Origin of the sequence: Gracilibacillus ureilyticus (assembly GCF_900111195.1) — a bacterium.
Taxonomy (GTDB): Bacteria; Bacillota; Bacilli; order Bacillales; family Amphibacillaceae; genus Gracilibacillus; species Gracilibacillus ureilyticus.
On the sequence record NZ_FOGL01000008.1, the window covers coordinates 133,701 to 152,205 of the forward strand.

13 protein-coding genes are annotated in these 18,505 nt (G+C 39.5%); 6 read left to right on the forward strand and 7 right to left on the reverse strand.

Translation table 11 applies throughout. The features are described from left to right. Nucleotides 1-231 precede the first annotated feature (231 nt). Complete coding sequence (locus tag BMW36_RS09640; protein ID WP_089740663.1) at nt 232-2,160, reverse strand: FAD-dependent oxidoreductase; 1,929 nt, start codon at nt 2,158-2,160, stop codon at nt 232-234. Between the two features lie 113 nt (nt 2,161-2,273). Between BMW36_RS09640 and BMW36_RS09645 the strand changes: the two genes are divergently transcribed. Beyond that, the gene (locus BMW36_RS09645; protein ID WP_175480398.1) at nt 2,274-3,401 is read left to right on the forward strand and encodes an acyltransferase; all 1,128 of its coding nucleotides are present in this window, start codon (nt 2,274-2,276) and stop codon (nt 3,399-3,401) included. A gap of 82 nt (nt 3,402-3,483) precedes the next feature. On the opposite strand, the gene BMW36_RS09650 is transcribed toward BMW36_RS09645, so the two are convergent. The 4 genes from BMW36_RS09650 to minD all read right to left on the reverse strand — a co-directional run bounded on the left by BMW36_RS09650 (nt 3,484) and on the right by minD (nt 6,998). Further along, the gene (locus BMW36_RS09650) at nt 3,484-4,443 is read right to left on the reverse strand and encodes a hypothetical protein (RefSeq protein WP_089740665.1); all 960 of its coding nucleotides are present in this window, start codon (nt 4,441-4,443) and stop codon (nt 3,484-3,486) included. A 139-nt stretch (nt 4,444-4,582) separates the two neighbouring features. After that, a complete protein-coding gene (locus BMW36_RS09655; RefSeq protein ID WP_089740666.1) occupies nt 4,583-5,080 on the reverse strand; it encodes a sigma-70 family RNA polymerase sigma factor in 498 nt (165 codons plus the stop codon). 363 nt (nt 5,081-5,443) lie between these two features. Then, nucleotides 5,444-6,040 carry a TetR/AcrR family transcriptional regulator gene (locus BMW36_RS09660; RefSeq protein ID WP_089740667.1) on the reverse strand — a complete coding sequence of 199 codons (597 nt, stop codon included), beginning with the start codon at nt 6,038-6,040 and terminating at the stop codon, nt 5,444-5,446. 139 nt (nt 6,041-6,179) lie between these two features. Beyond that, on the reverse strand, nt 6,180-6,998 hold the full coding sequence (gene minD / locus BMW36_RS09665; RefSeq protein WP_175480399.1) for a septum site-determining protein MinD: 819 nt from the start codon (nt 6,996-6,998) through the stop codon (nt 6,180-6,182). Nucleotides 6,999-7,646: 648 nt separating this feature from the next. Here minD and BMW36_RS09670 point away from each other — a divergent pair. After that, nucleotides 7,647-9,077, forward strand: a complete 1,431-nt coding sequence (locus BMW36_RS09670) for an MBOAT family O-acyltransferase (RefSeq protein ID WP_175480400.1) — start codon at nt 7,647-7,649, stop codon at nt 9,075-9,077. A gap of 9 nt (nt 9,078-9,086) precedes the next feature. Next, the gene (locus BMW36_RS09675; RefSeq protein ID WP_089740670.1) at nt 9,087-10,919 is read left to right on the forward strand and encodes a polysaccharide deacetylase family protein; all 1,833 of its coding nucleotides are present in this window, start codon (nt 9,087-9,089) and stop codon (nt 10,917-10,919) included. Between the two features lie 579 nt (nt 10,920-11,498). Here the strand turns inward: BMW36_RS09675 and BMW36_RS09680 are convergent. Beyond that, nucleotides 11,499-12,926, reverse strand: coding sequence for an aldehyde dehydrogenase family protein (locus BMW36_RS09680; RefSeq protein WP_089740671.1), 1,428 nt, complete (start codon nt 12,924-12,926; stop codon nt 11,499-11,501). 86 nt (nt 12,927-13,012) lie between these two features. Here BMW36_RS09680 and BMW36_RS09685 point away from each other — a divergent pair, with 86 nt between their 5' ends. Further along, nucleotides 13,013-13,612 carry a DUF421 domain-containing protein gene (locus BMW36_RS09685; RefSeq protein ID WP_089740672.1) on the forward strand — a complete coding sequence of 200 codons (600 nt, stop codon included), beginning with the start codon at nt 13,013-13,015 and terminating at the stop codon, nt 13,610-13,612. Between the two features lie 75 nt (nt 13,613-13,687). Here the strand turns inward: BMW36_RS09685 and BMW36_RS09690 are convergent, their stop codons facing one another. Further along, on the reverse strand, nt 13,688-14,440 hold the full coding sequence (locus BMW36_RS09690; protein WP_089740673.1) for a WecB/TagA/CpsF family glycosyltransferase: 753 nt from the start codon (nt 14,438-14,440) through the stop codon (nt 13,688-13,690). Nucleotides 14,441-14,938: 498 nt separating this feature from the next. Here BMW36_RS09690 and BMW36_RS09695 point away from each other — a divergent pair, with 498 nt between their 5' ends. Next, the gene (locus BMW36_RS09695; protein WP_175480401.1) at nt 14,939-16,696 is read left to right on the forward strand and encodes an ABC transporter ATP-binding protein; all 1,758 of its coding nucleotides are present in this window, start codon (nt 14,939-14,941) and stop codon (nt 16,694-16,696) included. Continuing rightward, nucleotides 16,697-18,427 (forward strand): ABC transporter ATP-binding protein, encoded by a 1,731-nt coding sequence (locus BMW36_RS09700; RefSeq protein ID WP_089740675.1) that lies wholly within the window; start codon nt 16,697-16,699, stop codon nt 18,425-18,427. Nucleotides 18,428-18,505 lie beyond the last annotated feature (78 nt).

The following is an 18,505-nucleotide window of genomic DNA, read 5'->3' on the forward strand; positions in this document are numbered from 1 at the left end:
GAGAATCACAACTAAATCTCGGTGCTCGATAAAGGAGATTTCGTCCTGATACAGCGAATCACACCAGGACCCCTGCATTCTTCCCAGTTTCTCTCCTTCCTTTTTGATAAGACATATTTAGTAAAATCCCAACAGATATCATCATCACAACTAAAGAGGAACCGCCGTAACACTCTCTCTTAATCAGCAAAAAAAAGAAGAGGCCTTCGAAAAAGCCTCTTTCCCTTTATCCTATTCTTCTAAGTTTTCTAAATATGTTACCATATCCGCAACGAGTGCATAGATATGCTTGTATTGTACATTTTCATCAGGCAATTGTTCTACATGCTCTGCTGTTACTACTCCCTGCTCAATCAATGCATCCCAATTTGCAGAAGAAGCATCTTTGGCAAAAATAGCAGATAGATTTTCCAATACCATTTCTTTCGTTAAATTTTGCGGTTCCCCAGCATATGCGGTACTGTATACTTCCTGAATGGCTGCATTATTCATTTCATAGAATGAACCATTTGAACGCTGGATTGCACTATTTAACACATTTACAAGCGCCTGGTTGCTTGCCTGATCATCGACCGGCAGTTCATTCGTATAACTTGCCACAACCACCCCATAGTTAATCAATTTCTGAATCGATTCATCATACCATTCACCCTGATATGGATATTCTAATTCAAAGTGATCAACATAGGCACCTTGTTCATCCAGTTTCGTTCTTACTTGTTCAATTAATTCTTCATTTTCAGTCATCTCTCTAAAAGAAATTCCTTCTTCATTTGCTACTGCCGCTGCTGCTCCAGCTCCTTCGGCAACCGCCATACCTGTTGGCACGATCCGGGCACTACCGGCAGCAAGCGAGGAATAGCCCGCTGAACGGCTAACAACAAGAAGACCATTCACTTCTTGCGGGACAATAGAGCGGAACGGAATAGCGTACTGGATCGGATCAGCAATTACAAATCCGTAATCTTCCGTTGTCTGTGCCTGTACATCGACAGGGTATGCACCTAGTGCAATGCTGTCCCAATGATCTTTATTCGTCCACACATCTGCCATTGGCAATTGATACTCAGCAAGAATATGGCGTGTTTCCCGAACATATAATTCTTCCGGAATACTTGCTATTTCTGCATTTTCGAAACCTGGGAACTCTGCCCGTAAAAACTCCACAATATGTTCTGTTTCTGTTGCTCCTACTTCAATTGCGTGCTGTTTCGATTCTTCATCCAATCCGTTTATGCCAAAAATCTGCAATGCATTAATAAAATATTCATCGCCAACTTTTGCTAAATTCAATCCACGTAAACGGGTGTTTTCCTGGACTGGTTTATAATCATAATGAAGGTCACTGAATCCCCAAGCAACATGGTCATTCATTGCAGATGTACCAAACGTTTCCTCTTCGACCGCTCTTCTCACTCCGTCCCAGTCGACACCAGTTAAATGAATCATTAATGTTACTGCCATCCGGCGATCAGCAATACCGATATCTTCCCCACCTGTGAAGTAAGGAGCATCTGCCATTACGGCAAAATCTGCATCCTGAGTCGCATCAATAAATGCTTCTCCCGCTACCTCGAATTCTCCATGTTCATTCGACAGCTTCACAGATGTTACTGTGTTTGTATCATCTTTAACAGCTTCCATGACATCTGTCTTAGTAGTTAATGAGAGATTATCTTCATTATCTACTAATTTTTTAAAAGCAGCTTTGGCTTCTTCGATTCTAAACGCATTACCGTTACCAACCATCTGATGCCACTCTTTAAAAATTCCCTCACTAACATTTTTTCCATCAACACCCTGAGGAATATCAAGAAAATTCAGCATGCCATATGTAAATAGACCGCCAAGCTCCTCACGTGTTTCAACAAGCAATGTTTTCTGCCCATTCCGTGCAGCCGACACTGCAGCCGCTACACCTTCTGGCTCTCCGCCAATAACGATCACATCATAACTTTCATCAAAAGACTCCATCGCTTTAGGTAACTGATATTCTTTTACTAGAGTTTCCATATCTTCTGTACTTGTATCAGTACCGGCTGCATCTGTATCCTCGTTAACTGTATTTGTTTTATTATTGTTGCTCATCATTAAGGTTATACCGCCACCGATCACGATGATGACAAGTATCAGCAAACCCCATATATATACTTTTTTCATATTTCCTCCTATTATTAGCAATATTGACACACAGATAAGGTTATTTTATCATTATCTATGTTACCATTCAACATACAAATGCAGTTCATTCAGAAATAGAAAAGAGTGATTTTTTGAATAAAAGATATATTAATGAAATTTATGTGACAAGGGCACTTGCCATAATCGGTGTATTAATTGTGCATGCCACGTCATTCCCTGTTTCGCAGTATAATTCAGATACTTTTACTTTTGAGGCGTACAGCTTTTTAAATACGTTCTTTCGTTTTGGTACACCTACATTTATATTCTTAAGCAGTTTTGTTTTATTCTATTCTTACTATCACAGGCCTTTAACAAGCAAGTTAATAGGAGGATTTTACAAGAAAAGATTACTGTATATTATTTTGCCGTATATCATTTTCTCTGTCGTTTACTTTATGTACAACTACGAGTATTATTCTAGCGTTCTATCAAATTCAGAATTAATCAACACATTCTTTCACCAGCTATTAACAGGAAGCACTGCTTCTCACTTATATTTTGTTTTTATCAGTATCCAGTTTTATTTGCTATTCCCGATACTGCTATATATATTTAAAAAGTGGCCGGGTCTAGTAAAATACGCAATTATACTAGGTTTTATCATCCAATGGGCTTTTGTTTTACTGAATCATCAATATGGCTTCATTATGAATAAAGGGATCATCTCCCTGTCATACATGAGCTACTACTTTTTAGGGATTTATTTAGGAGTGAATTTTGATAAATTTGCAGACTTTTTTTCCTTTCAGTTTAAGACAAAGCATAAATGGATGACTGCTCTAACCTGGTTATGCTGGGCTGTGTTCTCTATCGGCCATGCAGTTTTATGGGTCTGGACACGCACAACAGGCCAGTGGGCGGAAAATCTTGTCTATGAAGCATTTTGGAATGGTCACACGATCTTCTCTGCCATCGTATTATTGCAAGCTTCCTTCTATATTTATAAAAATTGGGGTGTGAAGCTGAACAATATTCTCATTCATTTAGGTGTCGTGTCATTTGGTGTATATCTGATTCATTTGTTCATACTGAATGTCTATCAGAAATATTTACCGATGCCTGGAAGCTCACTGCTGTATCACTTAAAGAGTTTCGGCGGCTTCCTCATCGTATTATTACTTTCATGGCTGATTGTCGGTTTTGTTACCCGATATAAATACAGCTGGATTCTTTTCGGTGCAACACCTAAAAAGATACCGTACAAACAAAAATCATAGCAAAACGATGCTAACTCGCCAGTTTCACTGGTGGGTTAGTTTTTTATACAAAAAATGCTCCCAATCAAGGGAGCACTTCACATTATCCAATTTTATATTTATTCATTACTTCCATAATATCTGGTTTAATTGAATCTTTCACATTGTTCCACAAAAATTGATGCAGACTAAGCTCTGTATTTTCTTTATTTGCTTCTTCTATAATAGAGCTTGTAACTGTTTTATCTGTCTCATTTGTTTCATCAACAAGAGAGCTTGTAACTGTGTTGTCTGCTTCATTAACTATAGAGCTCGCTACTGTTTGCTGATCTGCTTCCACCTGAGTTTCTTCTGTCGCTAACTGTACTTCGTTGTCTGTTTCTTGTGTTCCTTCAGTTACTGCCTCTTCTGTAACAGAGGATTTATCTGCAACGAGATTCTCTATATGAACTTTTAATTCAGGATCTTCCTCAAAAATAGCATTCTCAAACCATTGATTCGACTCAAACTTGCCCTGGTTTAATACAATGGATGCATTATATGGACTTGCAAAGAAATCATCCGCTGGTTCTTCTACCCCATATTCGTTTGCCACTTTTTCATTATGGTTTAATCCTACAACATATGGCACAATACCTGGTGCGTTATTAAAGTCCTGAATGGCTTCATTTAAACTGTTTTCCCACAATTCAACTTTCTCCTGGTCACCTTCTGCCTCGGCATCCTTAATTGCCCTCAATTTAGATTCAATTAAGTTTCCGTAATAAATCTTATTCTTTTCGAATACGCCATTTACTTCTTCATACCATGCAGGATGCTGCGTTGCTTCAAACGCATTATAGGCACTCCAGTCATCTTGTGCAATCGAACTTTGAATTAACTCATTCCGTTGAATTTTCACATCAAATAATGGATTGATCTTTCGTGCTTCATCACCAAAAACCATCTTCCATTCATTTACTGCACTTGTCGAAACATCGCCTGAACCCTTTTTATTTGATTGTACATACATGCCATTATTAGGGATCGATCCGATTAAATCAGCGGTTCTAAAAGTAGTCATATATAAAAACCATCCTATCTATTAATTCCAATTTCCTAATTCTATTTCCATTATACTTAAAATCTGGTTATATATCCATACATTTTTGATTATTTTTCGACATAAACAGGTCAAAAATTACTAGAGCTTTAGTGAACCTTCATTCAACATATTCTGTTTCCTTTAAAAATCGTCGAATTTTCAGTCGGGCATTTTTCCTCCAGCTTTTCACTGCCGAAACCGTGACATCGTATTTATCCGCAATCTCTCCAATCTGTTTCTCTTCTAATACAAAATGAACAACCCAGCGCCACTGGTTTTCAGATAAAATACCGCGGATGTCTTGTAATAGCTTGCTATCAATAGCAAGTTGATCTTCCACTAACAAATCTTCCATTTTCACCTGCTCTAGCCATGCAAGCAAATATTCATATTCACGGCTGTCTTTTTTGATCATATTTAGAAACCTGTTGGAAATGCAGCTGTAAATATATGTGGATAACTTCATTTTTGATGGATCATACGTTTCTGTCGCATGCCATAATGCAATCATCCCTTCCTGAAAAAATTCTCCTTCTTCATCCCGAATCTTATATTTGTGAATCAAATAGTGGATGATTCGCTCATTTTCCTTCAGCACCTTATCAAAATGCGTCATTTCTTTTACCCCTAAGGATAAGCGCCTATCGAGTATTCCGCGGTGACTACATCATATCGGAGCCTGGGGTAACAGACACCTTGTCAAACTTAACCCGATGTATGGAAAACTCGGAGAAATATACACATTTCAGCAAGTTTGTGTCAGAAAACTCGGAAAATGAGGATGTTTTGTTCACGTATGGTGTGTTTTAAAAAATGCTGCTTAGCTTATAAATTAAGAGTTTTGAACAGCGGGATTAGAAGGATAGCACTAGGGTAATGAATAGATCCTGCCTTCACATGGACAGTTCTCCATTAGCCACTCTGTATTACTGTTAAAAAAATGAAAAAAGGCCCCGAAATCGGAACCTGACTGAAATGTTCATCTTTTCTTTATAAGTCCGTTCAATATAATCTGAACCGTTTCATTTGTTATCTCTTTGGCCGTTTTTTCACCTGTCCATAAATAGGCTAAGGAGAGACGTTCCAACGCACTTATTACAAGTTGTGCTGCAATCATTACATCGACATCAGACCGGAAATAACTATATCTTTGTTCGATCCTCAGGTTTTCTGCAATTTGGGCTGCAAGCTTTTCCTTAATTTCGGAAGAATTATCAGAATGAATAAAAGCAATTTTTGCTAAGTATTCATTTTGTTCAAAAAATGTAAATATCGCTCCCAATCCTACTCCTATCCGTTCTGCCAAGGTATCGAAAGTAACATTTGATTCAAGTCTGCTGATGCCAACAAGCTCTTCTAATTTATACGTAAATTGGTCAATTAATTCCTGATAAATCGCATCCTTACTCGAAAAGTATAAATAAAATGCCGGTTGAGTTAATCCTGCCCGCTTTACGATATTACTTATTTTCGTGTCATGGAATCCATTCAGTGCAAATTCCTCTGCGGCAATCTGAAGCATTAGTTTTCTGCTTTTTTCACCGTCTGATCCTTTTTTTCTGCCTCTTGCCCCCACTATCAACACCTCTAAAATAATGATAATTTTAGATTAAAGTATAGTATAAACATGAAAGAAGGTCAAAGCACGGTGCTGAGCGGGTTAATGGGATTCTTCCATTCGGGTTCTGTTCCTGAAGTTGCTTTACCCGTCAAATCTACATTCTGCCGCTTATCCATTTAAGTTTATGTTGCAACGGGAAAATGCGTCCCTGTTTCTTTTTCACTTTTACAGGAACATACGGGTCATACTGATGTGTCATCATATTACGGGCAATGTGGCGAAACCGCAATCCATTCTCTACCTGAGGATTCAGAGCAACTGGCTGCCCTCTTTCAATGGAACGGATCACTTCAGGGTCGTTAAGAATACTCCCTAATTCTTTTATCTGCAATATATCAAAAATTTCTTCTTTACTGATCATATTTAGCGACTTAGCCTTCTTATCATTTTCCTCGGTCATATTTAAAATCACTTTTGGAGAAAATGACATCTCATCTTCTAAAATGCCTATCACTCTGTCCGCATCATGTATCGAAGAGAGAAATGGCGTTACAACAACTATGGCATCATTCGCAGCATACGCAGCATTTTGAAAACCGCTTTCGATGCCAGCAGGAGAATCGATCAGCACATAATCAAAATTAACCGCTATTTCTTCTATTATTTCTTTAAATTGTTCTGGTTCCTGGACTTGTCCATCGGTCTGACTGCTGGGGATAAGTGATAAATTAGGCAGGGATTTGTCTTTAATTTCAACATGGCGTAATTCACAACGTCGATTCATATAATCGGAGAGATCATATACTATTCTGTTGCTTAAACCTAATGGAATATCTAAATTCCTTAACCCGAAATCCGCATCTATCAGGCAAACTTTTTTTCCTAATAGAGCAAGGGCTGTACCTAAATTAGCAGTAATTGTCGTCTTCCCTACTCCACCTTTTCCAGAAGTAATGGTAATTATTTCAGCCACAGTCATTCCTCCTTAATTATCCTTCTACTTTATCCCTCTTGAAATAAAGAGTCAGGTATATGTAAATGGCAAAGGAAACTATTATATAGAGAGACATTTACTCAAGCAGGATTTTTCATCCCAATTGAATACTATCAGGTTGCTCATTTCCTCGAGTATCTCAGAGGTTTTAGCTCTCAAATAATTTTAATAATCACGACATGACAGGATATCAACACCATCTGATTTGCGGGTAAGAAACTATCTGGAGAATTCATAATGTTCTGATAAAAAACTATCATCTAACGAAAGCTACTTATTTATTACCAATATACCCCAATCTCCTGCAAAGAAACTTTTTCTGTCTCTTATTTTTGCAATACCGGCCAGGAGTTTCACTGTCATTATCGTATTTCATCCTTGCTTAGATTTCTATCATAGCGTATTCCTATTCAAATATCAAGAACATTTGTTCTGTTTTATTAATAAGCGAGTACAACCAGGGAAAAGGCTCATGTAACTGTTAATACCAGACTTTATTCACCAATTTTATTTTTACTATCTTCTGAAAAAGTGATAGAATGATATGGTGTGTAAGGCGAAGAAATTACTTTAATGGTGATTGATCACGTCTTCTCCATTTCATACAGTAGCAGAGGAGTCTTTTTCGTGATTTTTTCCACATACCTGTTTATTTTGGTGTTTCTACCAATTACTTTTCTAGGATATAGATTGCTGTCACATTTTCTTTACACAGAATTATCGAAAGTGTGGCTAATTTTAGCTTCCTTATTTTTTTACTGGCACGGAAGCGGGAGTTTTGTCCTTGCTTTCATTGCTTCGGTAATTTTCAATTATTTGATCGGGATATCGATTATACGGGCAAGCGGGCCTCATGCCCAATTGAAAAAAAAGCTTCTGCTTACAGTTGGGTTAACAGAAAATATTGTATTGCTTGGTTATTATAAATATGCGAATTTTGTCATCGAGAATGTAAACTTCCTGATGGACCGCTCATATAACCTGATGGATATTTTACTTCCGCTCGGGATATCCTTTTTTACGTTCCAGCTTATTGCCTTTCTCGTAGATTGTTATAAGGGGCAGACAGAGGAGTATTCCTTCATTAATTACCTTGTTTTTATTACATTCTTCCCGCAGCTTATTGTCGGTCCGATTGTGCATCATAAAGAAGTGGTACCACAGCTTGAGGACGAGAAACGTACATTTTTTAACAAATACAATATGATGCTCGGGATCTTTTTATTTTCTATGGGTGCGGCAAAGAAAGTCGTATTGGCGGATCCGTTAACAGCATATGGATCGGCATATTTTGCAGATGTAGCTTCCTATGACGTTCTGGCTTCATGGTTAGCCACATTCAGCTACACGCTGTCCTACTATTTCGATTTATCCGGATATGCTGATATGGCAATTGGACTTGGGTTGTTTTTTAACATCAAACTGCCGCAGAACTTCAAGTCACCATATAAGGCACGAAACTTCCGTGATTACTGGCAGCGGTGGCACATCACGTTATCCCGTTTCCTTTCGACATATATTTTCCGCAGTGTTTATAAGAAAGGAAAAGGAAGCTTTAACTTTTATTTTGCTGTAATGGTCACATTCTTCGTGTCCGGTTTCTGGCACGGAGCTGGCTGGAGTTTTGTACTGTGGGGAATTATTAACGGAGTGTTTGTCTGTATGTCCCACTTCATGCGGCGACGCGAATGGCAGCTTCCGTTCATCGTAGCATGGATACTCACATTTGCCGGAGTTGTCGGAACAAGGATCCTTTTTGTAGCAACAGACACGGCTCAGGCAGTAACTGTTATGAAAAAAATGTTTGATTTTCAGCAGTTTGCCAGCTTAAGCATGACAGAAATAGGTTATGAAATTTATACATTTACGATGTATAATGCCGTAACGATTGTTATATTACTTGTAGCAATGGCTATTGCCTTCTTTGGCAAGAGCTCCAATGAGATGAAAGAAGAATTTAAGCCAAGTGTAAAAAATGCTGTCATCGCAGCACTCTTGCTCGGTTTAGCATTGGCTCAAATGACGGCAGTGTCAGACTTTTTATATTTCCAATTTTAGAGGTGCAGTATGAAATTAAAGAAGTGGTTAGGTGCATTTATTGGTGGACTGGTGATCGCTGGTATTTTGTTAGGTGGTTTCAACATAATTGTGGATCCATTTGGAGTTTTTGGTGACAAGGTTTTGAAATGGGATTCCTACAATATGGTCAACAATCCACGTGTAGCGAAAATCGCCTACCTTGATGAGCACCATGAAGAATATGACTCCTATATTATTGGCGGGTCAAAATCCAGCTCGATTTCACCAGAGCTGTTAAATGAATATTACGGGGATGCCAGCTTTTACAGTATGATGATGTATGGCGGCGATTTTCATGATTATGAGGAAACACTTTATTATCTGATTGATAACTATGAAGTAAAGAATATTGTCCTCCATATGTCCATGCAGGAGATTGGGCATTTCCATGAGGAAGCGACCGATTTTAAACAAAGCCTGCACGCAAAAGTGTCAGATGAACCTCTTCTTCCATTTTATTTAAAATATTTATGGTTGAATCCAGCATACGGATACGAAAAACTTGAGGGCTTTGGAAAAAATTCAATCAATCCAATGGAGTATTCACAAATCATACCGGAAACAGGAGTTTATAACAAAGTAGAACGTGATAAAGAGAATGTTAATAATCTCGAAGAATTCTGGAAACAGAATCCATCTTTTAATCTGCCAATGGGTAAAACAGAAGGTATTGCTATTGACCAGAATGTCGATTCATTACAGCGGATGAAGGATTTTGCAGAAGAGCATGATGTAAACTTTACCTTTGTTACAGGAGCGACCTATAAATCCGAGCTTCAGACATATAATATGGACGAACTGAAAGAGTACTGGCGAAAACTTGCTGAAGTTACTGATTTTTGGGATTTCAGCGGATATACATCGATCAGTGATGATCCACGTTATTACTATGATTCCATGCACTACCGCAATAATGTTGGAGAGATGATTCTTGGCTATATGTTTGATGACCCTGATGTATACGTACCGGAAAACTTCGGACACTATACTACGAAGGAAAATGTAGATGAACATGCTGAGAAGATTTTTACTCCACCAGCCCAGACGGCAACGGGCGGTAAGGACGCGGAATTGGATATACCTATCCTTATGTATCATCATATAAGTACAGATGCGAGCTTACACAACACGATGATCATTTCACCGGAAAAATTCGAGCAGGATATGATCGCAGTGAAGGAAGCAGGATACACGACGATTCATTTAAATGAGCTCGCAGACTATGTAAATGGGAAAACAGAATTGCCAGAGAAGCCTGTTGTTGTCACATTTGATGATGGATATTTAAGTAATTATGAATATGCTTATCCTGTCCTGAAAAAATTAGACATGAAAGCAACCATCTTCATGATTGGCTGGTCTGTCGGACGTGATACACATCGGATTGAAGGTGCAAAGTTTTATCCTCACTTTTCCTGGCGGCAGGGTAAAGAAATGTATGAATCAGGTTTAATTGAACTGCAAAATCACAGTTTTGACATGCATGAAAGTGCAGAGGCTGAACGGTATGCCTCCTTACCTAAGGAAAATGAAAAGACTGGCGAGTATGCCCGGGCTTTCATGGAAGATACTCTTCTTCTGGAGGAAGAAATTGAGCAGAGGATCGGTAATGAAGTGTATGCATATGCCTATCCTTATGGTGAATATACATTACAATCAGAACAAATGCTTGAAGAATTAGGATACAATGTAACATTGAGCACAGAAAACGGAGTAAGTACCGTCCGCCGCGGTGACCCGTCAAGTCTCTTTGCATTAAAGCGGATCAATGCAGGATCGAAAGTTTCCAGCGAGCGGCTTGTTCAGATGTTCGAGGAATAGCAGAAGAGTTTTTATAAAAAGCCAGTCTTTCTTTTAGGGGGAGGTTGGCTTTTTTATATTAGTTCTAATTAAGCATGCTAATATGTATTGGCAATCCCGCAAATCTGTCTTTGTTGGCAACAGGAAGTGAGACAATCTCGGTTCGGTGAGTCATTACCTCACCAATCTTAACTGCCCAGCGATTGATTTTGTCTTGAATAATTTTATTCTCATCTTCTTCAAAAACCCCTCTTATGTCCCAACATAGCTAATTCTTCTCTGCTTGTTGTCGTTGTTTGGCCATCTGTGGAGTTTCTGGATAGCATTTTAGTAATATGTTCCAATATTAGTAGAAACCGAGAATAATAATCAAACTCATTTATTCTTCAAACACCGAATCAGACCACATGAAAGGCGAATCCAAGGCCTTAAGTTAGTCGCTTTATCTTCACACAAAAATTAGATCACTCACTAAACATGTAAATAAGGCACAACATACAGAAGATCTTTTTGGACAGCAAAAAAACGGGTGCTCGGAAGATATCCAATCACTTTATCAGATACCTGTCTCGATACACCCGTTCTTACGGTTATTAACTTCTATTTAGGCAAACCTAAAATCGTCTTAGGTTCTAAAAATTCTTCTATACCATAATCTCCCCATTCCCTGCCAATACCTGATTGTTTAAAGCCGCCGAATGGTGCAGTGAAATCAGGGTCACTGTTGTTAATAACAATTCTGCCGGCCCTGATGCTCTTAGCTACTTTTGCTACTTTTTCCGGATCGTTCCCAACAACATAGCCAGCAAGACCATAAACGACATCATTCGCAAGCTCGATCGCTTCTTCAATCGTTTCATATGTGAACACGGTCATTACAGGCCCGAAAATTTCTTCCTGTGCAATGGTGTCATCATGGCTTAAGTTTGTGAACATTGTAATTCGGGAGTAGTAGCCTTTTTCTAACCCTTCTGGTTTCCCTTTTCCGCCCACAATCAATTCAGCCCCGCTGTCTATACCTTTTTGAATGTAATCCTGTACCGTTTCCCACTGATCCTCAGAAACTTGCGGCCCTGTGAATGTGTTCTTATCTTTCGGATCACCGACAGGGTACTCCTCCACAAGGTTTTTTACAGCGTCTACAAATTTGTCATGCATATTTTTCGGTATTAAAGTCCGTGTTCCGGCTGTGCAGACTTGCCCTGTATTGGCCGCAATGTTGGAAATAGCTGTTCTCGCCGCTGTTTCTATATCTGCATCATCCAGCACAACGATTGGCGATTTTCCACCTAACTCCAGTGCCACTTTCTTAATATCTTCTGCCGCATTTTTCATAATATTGGAGCCGACTTTGCCAGAACCTGTGAATGAGACAAAATCAATATCCGGGTGAGTACTGATTCCGTCACCGATGACAGAGCCTCTGCCATTGACCAGGTTGACTACACCTTTTGGTACACCAGCTTTTTCAAGAACTTCCATCAGTAGAATCGATGCAAATGGTGTTTTCGTTGCAGGCTTAAACACTACCGTACAGCCGGCTGCAAGTGCACTCGCCAGTTTGGTACAGATCTGGTTTGTTGGAAAATTCCATGGTGTAATCAAACCGGCAACACCAATCGAATCTTTCTGTATATAGGAATTTTCCCGATCCTCTGTAAATGGGAAATCACGGAGAACTTTTGCTGTTGCTTTAAAGTGGTTCAAGCCCATTTCGTATTGCACTTCTTCTGAAAAAGTGACAGGCGAACCGAGCTCCTCTGTGATGACTTGAATAAAGTCGTCTTTTCTTTTTTCATATTCACGAACGATATTTTCTAATAATTGAACACGTTCCTCTCTGGATGTTTGAGAGAAAGCAGGAAACGCCTCTTTTGCCGCTTTAACAGCTTTATCTAAATCATCTGTTGTACCAGAGCTGATTGTTCCTATTTTTTCCTCTGTAGCTGGATTGATGACATCAATTGTTTCACTTCCTGTTGATTCCACCCACTCACCATTAATATAGTGTTTTGTGTAATTGTACATGTTGATATCCAACCCTTTCTCAAAATTGTAGTATATAAAACAATTCCCGGTATTCAGGATGGTAAACAGGAGGAAGGAAAGAATTAGTGGCACTTCCTTATCGTTTTAATTTTTCTTCTGCGGGGAATGGAATAGAAGATAATTCCCAGAAAGGAAGTGTACGAATGCTTGATGCTTTATTATTTGATAATACGAAAACAATGATCAGGGCTGCCTTGATGTGTCTGTTAGCCTATCCCTTCCTTCTCTTTCTGTTGCGGTTATTTGGTAAGCGTACCCTCACCCAGATAAATTTGTTTGATTTTATCATTACCATTACTTATGGTGCGACATTATCCACTATCCTGACGAACGATAAAGTCACTTTTGCGCAAGGGGCCGCCATTTTGTTTATGCTAACATTCCTGCAATACATTGTCGCAAAGCTATCCGCCCACTCGAAAATTTTTGCTGATATTATAAAGGCTGCTCCATCTTTTCTTTACTATGAAGGTACTTTTTATGAAAAACAGATGCAGAAACATCGAATACAAATAGAAGACATAAGAGCGGCAGTCCGTAAACAAGGAATGATTTCATTTGATCAGGTGGAAGCAGTCGTTCTCGAAGGAGATGGTACATTATCTGTTATAAAGAAAGATGAAGGAAGTTCGAAAGAAGCATTACGAGGGATCGCGAGGAAATGATATGTGGTGATGAGAGAGGGGGCATTGCGGCTCCGCATTCTCCACCCTCTGCATAGTTGGCAGGCGGGCTTTCAATTACCGTTTTCGAATGACCGCCTGATATATAAATTTAGGTATGGAAGATTGCCTTAACCACCTGGACTTTTGCCCCTTTGCAACAGGAACAGTCATTAACCGGTGAAGCCATTCCAGATTCAGTTTTTTCCACAAGTCTGGTGTTGCTTTTACCTTTCCTGCTATAACATCCAGACTTCCGCCAACACCAAAGACTACACCCACTTGATCTAACGTATCTTTATGTTTGTGAATCCACTTATCTGAGTGAGGAGCTCCCATCGCCACGATTAATATATCAGGAGTAGAATGTTTAATTTCCATGAGTATCTTTTCTTCCTCATTATTTGAAAAAAAGCCATGATGCCTTCCTGCAATAGTAACATTTGGATAGGTGGTTTTGATTTTCTCTACAGCCTTATTGTTTGTGTCTTCGTCAGTTCCAAGAAAATAGAAACTCCAGCCATGTTGATTACCTTTGTCCAGTAACTGATGCAGCAAGTCAAATCCTGTTACCCTTTCAGCTATCGGCTCTCTCCTCATACGGGATGCCATAACAATTCCAATTCCATCTGGTGTAATTAAATCCGCACCCCTCATTATTTTTTGGAATTGTTTATCAGTCTGGGAAGTAATGGTGATTTCCGGGTTAGCAGTTATGAGATGAAACATTCGTGAGGGATTACTGGTAATGTGCTCTTCTAATAATACTGTAGTTTGCGTTAGCGTTAATGTTGAAAAAGGAATTCCTAAGATCTCTACTTTGTTATCCATACATTCACCTTCTTCTAAGCTTCTTATAAGGATTTTACCATACCAAATATTTACATAGGAAGATATAGGGATGAAAAATGTGCTTCAGGACGAAATTTTCTCATGGTCACGGTAGATTTCGTCGTGATCTCCACTTCAGGACGAAATCTTTCTCATCTCCGCAACAGATTTCGTCGTGATCTTCACTTCAGGACGAAATCTTTCTCATGGTCAAGGCAGATTTCGTCGTGATCTTCACTTCAGGACGAAATCTTTCTCATGGTCACGGTAGATTTCGTCGTGATCTCCACTTCAGGACGAAATCTTTCTCATGGTCATGGTAGATTTCGTCGTGATCTTCACTTCAGGACGAAATCCTTCTCATGGTCGCGCTAGATTTCGTTGTGATCTCCACCTCAGGACGAAATTTTCTTCCTGGCTCCCCTCTTGTTTTTCCAGTCACTTCCTGTTATATTTTTGTAAGCGATGTCTTTTTTTTGCTCTAAAAAGGAGGTACATATGACCCAAAAAGAGAAATCAAGTTCTTTAATTTCTGTCTACTTCTGGACGCTTTCTTTTCTCAAGCCGTATATTGGAAGACTGGTTTTACTCATCTTTTGCGGTATCGTCATTACTGGTGGACAATTAGTCATTCCTAAACTGATTCAGTTTTTTATCGATTCCACGCTGAATGAACAACAACCAGATTCATTTATATGGCTGATCAGCTTTGTCATTATTCTAGTCGTACTCATAATTTCTTTTTCCGCTATACGCAACATTGTCCAGCGCTCGCTCCAGGAAAAAGCCTCACGAGATATGCAGTTTTCCATTTATTCACATTTAAGAAAATTAGGGTTTGCTTACTTTGAAAAACATCCTGTCGGAGAAAGCCTTGCTCTCATGAACACAGAAGTTGCTTCACTACAAAATCTGTACAGACGGCTACTGCCGTGGATGATTAACAACCTTATTTTTTCCATAATCTCAATCATCTTGATGGTTACGATTAGCTGGAAGTTAAGTCTAATCATTCTTCCGAGTCTGCTTCTCTATTACATATTTGGTCCATATCTGGAAAAAAAGGCATCACGGTACGGTAAATTAATGGCAGATGACAGGGTACGTTTTAATCAAAAAGTGTATGAGAGTATTGCTTCTCTAAATGACCTCAGGGCGAATGCGGCGGAAGCCTGGGACCTTTCCAATGTAAACAGTAAATACAAGCAATTGAATAAAATGATGATTAAAACATACTGGTTTGCTTATTGGCGGGGAACAAACCGTCGACTGTCTTATTATGCAGGTGGTATCGCGATTATTATCGTCGGTTCGCATCTCACATTAGTTGGTGATATGTCAACAGGCGGCTTTATTGCATTCCTGCTTTATTATTTCCAGACAATGCAAATTCTCACATCTGTTGTAACCTCGATTACAGAACAAAGAGTATTAATGGATCAGGCAGCAAAGCTCTATCAATTTATGAATATTCCACCGATCGTACAAGAAGAACAGCAACCAGTCAAAATGGTAAAAGCACAGGGAAATATAGAGTTACAAAATGTTTCTTTTCATTATCCAGAAAGCCCGTATATATTAAGTGAATTGAGTTTGTCGGTCTCCTCCGGACAGAAAGTAGCCTTAGTTGGAGCAAGCGGGAATGGAAAATCTACTATTCTAAAACTTATCGGCCGTTTTTATGATCCGGTAAAAGGGAGGATATTAATAGATGGCCAACCGATAGATCAATTAAGTTTTCAAGATTTACGTGAAAATCTCGGCTTTGTTTTTCAGGAAACGTACCTGTTCGGTGCAAGTGTTCGTGAGAATATTTTATTCGGAAAACCGGGGGCCTTAGAAGAAGAAGTAATGGAAGCAGCAAAGGCAGCTTTTGCTCACGACTTTATTCTCAGTCTGCCACAGGGATACGAGACATTGCTTGGGGAGCGCGGAGTGAAGTTATCTGGCGGGCAGAAGCAGCGGATCTCCCTTGCAAGAATGTTTATAAAAAATCCTCCTGTCATTTTACTGGATGAGGCAACCGCATCCCTTGACACGATCAGTGAAAAAGAAGTACAGGCAGCTCTCCAGCGGCTGATGAGAGGCAGAACAACTATTACAGTGGCACACCGTTTATCAACAATCCAGGACTATGACAATATTATCTTGATTGAAAATGGTAGAGTGCTGGAAAGTGGAAATTATGAAAAATTAATGGAACAAAAAGGAGCGTTTTACCACTTATCCTATGGACAGAAGATGGAAGGTGCTTAAATGAAAAGTAATCTTAAATGGTTAAATGCCTATATACGTCCGAACAAGGGATTGCTTGTTCTCGCTACTGTGCTGATGATTGCTGAATCCTACGCAAATCTGGCCATTATCGGCCTGCAGCAGCGGTTGATTGACGATGTGTTGATTGCCAATCAATATGAGCAATTATCTTATGTGTTAGTTTTAATGATTGGAGCATTTATCGTATATTCTTTCTTATTTACATTTGGCCCGCATACGATCCACAAAACGAAGGCTTCTTTCACCGAGCATCTCGTCCAGGATTTTATGCGTCATATGTATAAGATTCCTGCGTCCGCTCTCCAGAAGGAACGGACTGGTTCTTATGTTCACTATGTGGTGAATGATATTGACAGAGTTGGCGGAATGGTTGCCAATGATGCGCCCAGAGGATTGCAGCAATTGGCCGCTGCTCTGATTCTCTTTGGAATTGTCGGTTTCAACAGCCCGATGATTTTGTTATTCAGTCTAATTTGCTGTATTGTTTACGTTTGGCTGGGGCGCCATTTTTCTATCAAACTGAAAGCAGGCGCGAAAAAGGTGCAGGAGACACGGTCAGACTTAATCGTTCATATGGAGGAAGGAATTTCTTCCACAAGAGAAGTGATCGCCTACCATCGGATGGAATGGGAATCCCGCATTTATGATAAATTTTTCAAAAAATATTTCCATGCCGTGATGGAGGAAGGAAGACTGGTCAACCTGCAGCTAATCAGCAGTGAACCGATCAGATGGGGCATTACTGTCTTTATTTTATGCTATGGCGGATATTTAGTGTTGCAGGGGCAAATGTCAATCGGAATATTCGTTATTTTATACCAGTTTAGTAACCAGCTTGTCTACACCTTCCAGAATCTATTTAATATGATCATGGAATTTTCAGGAAAGATGGCGAGTTTGGATCGTATCCGGCGGGTAATGGACGGGCCGACATGGATAGAGGGCTCACAAAAAATTAAGGGAAAAATCGATACTATTCAATTGAGCAACATTACATTCAACTATGAAATGGATGGGGACGATATTCTTCACGGGCTGTATTTGGATATACCGATTGGCCAAAAAGTAGCCATTGTCGGATCAAGTGGCAGTGGTAAATCTACTATTGCACAACTGCTCATCCGTTTTCACGAGCCTTCGGAAGGACAGATCATAGTAAACGGCCACCCCTTGTGTGATATTGATCGTGCAGACTGGTCGAGCCGAGTCGCGATAGTTTTTCAGGAGCCTTATCTGTATCCTGATACAGTAAAAAACAACATTCTAATGGGGATGGAAGGGGTAAGCGATGAAGAGGTGATGCACGTCTGTCAAATTGCATCGATACATGATTATATTCTCACATTACCTGATGGATATGATACAGTAATTGGCGAGAGAGGAATCACATTATCCGGTGGGCAAAGACAGCGAATTGCAATAGCGAGAGCGCTGATTCGTAACCCGGAATTATTAATTTTGGATGAAGCTACCTCAGCGCTTGACTTGATAACCGAAAGAGAAATTCAGGAAAAGATTGATAACTACCGGAAAGGTAAGTCCACCATTATCATTGCCCACAGACTCTCCACAGTAAAAAATGCAGACTGTATTTTTGTTCTTAACAAGGGCGAAGTGGCAGAAAAAGGAAAACATGACACTTTGATGCTTAACCGGGAAATGTATTATCAACTGGTGAGATCAGAAGAGGATATATTAGTGAGAGCCTGATTGCCGGGCGCCTTCCCTGCAGAGCTCAGTCCATATCTGGTTGGATCTTCACTTCAGGACGAAATCTTTCTCATGGTC